Source organism: Candidatus Symbiothrix dinenymphae (assembly GCF_001431085.1).
The window spans coordinates 1-1,159 of sequence record NZ_BBRU01000050.1; the positions used below are offsets into that span (position 1 = coordinate 1).

The following is a 1,159-nucleotide window of genomic DNA, read 5'->3' on the forward strand; positions in this document are numbered from 1 at the left end:
TATCCATACCGATAAAAAATAGCAAAAAGACAAACACTATAAAAAAAATAGCGGCAGCAATCAACAGCCCTAAAAATACTTTTAATATATCTCGTAGTATATTCATTTTAATATCCTCCTTTTATCCAATTTCTTCTAATATATTGTGGACTCACATACTTATTCTGGATTGGGTATTCGTTAAAATTCCAAAATGGAGGGCGTCCAAAGTAATAATAAGATAGCGTATTAGCTTGCACTTCTGTCCAAGAATTGTTATATTGTTGCCTCGACATGGTATGAACATTATACATAATAGTTGGGGCAACACCTAAATAGTACCAAGCGGGATTCCCTTCTTGCAATTGTAAATAGTGTCCATATTCATGCATAAGTAATCGTCCTTCATAGCTGTCTAACCCCTTGCTTTTATATCCTTCAAAAAAATCTTTTGTTGTATTTATTGCTCCACCAGCGTACGAATGATATCCTGCGACACCCCAATATCGAACATTAACTCCAAAAAACTTATCGCTGGAATAGGGTGCTGTTATTGTTACCTCAGAAAGAGATCCTCCAGAATATGCTTTTTCTGCTAAAATATTATCTCCTTTATATATTTCAGGCATCTGTTCTTCTTTTTTTCTTCCAAAAGTATAAGATAGTGCACTTCCCAATCCTAAACCACCTCCGATAGTCATCGTTACTCCGCCACCTGTTGAAGCCGAGGCTGCTGAAAAAGAAATTAACTCTACTGTATTCAATCCGTATGCAGAAACTCCGAAACTTATACTTCCTCCTGCCATCCAAACAGATCCTATTCCCGCTCCGACCACAGCACCGGCAAGCCCACCCCATAGAGCTCCTTGCCACCAATTGCCTTCCCATTTAGCCGGATTCCAAGAGCCGCCTTTTATGGACGCTCCCACATAAGAGCCAATCAATGCGGCACCAATGGTAAACAAGAGCAAATCATCAATTCCAAATAATTGTCCACCAGGGTCACTATACAGCAACGGATTATTCAACCCATAAGCATACCGATTATATGACTGCGTAAAATCCGGCATCTGCACATAAGGATCCATCTCCATAAACCGCCCCAAAGCAGGGTCATATATTCGCGCATTCAAATTTATTAACCCAAACTCATTCAAATGCTCCTGCGCCAAATAGCCTC

The 1,159-nt window shown here is 39.7% G+C and carries 1 protein-coding gene; it reads right to left on the bottom strand.

Going from position 1 to position 1,159, the window contains the following annotated elements:
- Window positions 1-107 precede the first annotated feature (107 nt).
- On the bottom strand, window positions 108-1,159 hold a 1,052-nt coding region (locus tag ASC50_RS00920), incomplete at its 5' end, for an RHS repeat domain-containing protein (RefSeq protein WP_304518301.1).